This is a genomic window from Liquorilactobacillus sicerae, from assembly GCF_029916425.1.
In the GTDB taxonomy this organism is placed as follows: Bacteria; Bacillota; Bacilli; order Lactobacillales; family Lactobacillaceae; genus Liquorilactobacillus; species Liquorilactobacillus sicerae.
Genome location: NZ_JAHAVQ010000091.1, coordinates 1 through 641 on the forward strand (window position 1 = coordinate 1; position 641 = coordinate 641).

At 41.3% G+C, this 641-nt stretch carries 1 pseudogene; it reads left to right on the forward strand.

The features are described from left to right. Window positions 1–641: pseudogene (locus KH893_RS11395) on the forward strand (excinuclease ABC subunit UvrA); the annotation flags it as partial.

The following is a 641-nucleotide window of genomic DNA, read 5'->3' on the forward strand; positions in this document are numbered from 1 at the left end:
ATATTAAAACGAGCCCTAAAACAAAAATTAAACGGTAACTCTGAAAAGGCCGGTGCTTATAAATCGATTAGCGGTTACGAGGAAATTGAAAAAGTTATTGATATTGACCAGTCGCCAATCGGTCGCACCCCACGTTCAAATCCTGCTACCTATACCGGAGTTTTTGACGATATTAGGGGATTGTTTGCCCAAACTAACGAGGCGAAGATGCGCGGATATGCCAAGGGTCGTTTTTCGTTTAATGTCAAAGGCGGCCGTTGCGAAAATTGCCAGGGCGATGGAATTATCAAAATTGAGATGAATTTTCTTCCGGATGTTTATGTTACCTGTGAGGTGTGCGGTGGTACCCGTTATAATTCCGAAACACTCGAAGTGACTTACAAAGGCAAAAATATTGCTCAAGTACTTGATATGACGGTCGATGAGGCTTTGCCATTCTTTTCAGCAATTCCTAAAATAGCCCGTAAATTAAAAACCATCCAAGATGTTGGTCTTGGATATATTCAGTTGGGACAATCGGCGACAACTCTTTCTGGCGGTGAAGCTCAAAGAATGAAATTAGCTAGCGAATTGCATCGTATTCAATCCGGAAAAAATTTTTATATTTTGGATGAACCGACAACCGGTCTTCACACTGATGA